This window comes from Staphylococcus sp. AC872, from assembly GCF_979255425.1.
The window spans coordinates 1-262 of sequence record NZ_CEEDKW010000064.1 but is presented as its reverse complement, the minus strand read 5'-3'; the positions used below and the strand labels follow the sequence as shown (position 1 = coordinate 262).

At 67.2% G+C, this 262-nt stretch carries 1 protein-coding gene; it reads left to right on the top strand.

The window, feature by feature from the left end; all coding sequences use genetic code 11:
• The coding region (locus ACZ267_RS12935) for a carboxyl transferase domain-containing protein (protein ID WP_463680352.1) at positions 1-262 on the top strand (262 nt) is incomplete at both ends.

Sequence of the window (262 nt, the reverse complement as noted above, 5' to 3'; positions counted from 1 at the left end):
ACCAGGTGGCTGGCGGCGGGGGGGAGACCTCGCGCAAGCGCCACACCTCGCGCGGCAAGATGCTGGCGCGCGACCGCGTCGATCTGCTGGTCGACCCGGGCACCGCGTTCCTCGAATTGTCGCCGCTCGCTGCCAACGGCCTCTATGGCGGTGACGTGCATTCGGCGAGCGTCATTACCGGCGTCGGCCACATTGCGGGCCGCGAATGCATCATCGTTGCCAATGACGCCACCATCAAGGGCGGCACGTACTATCCGATGAC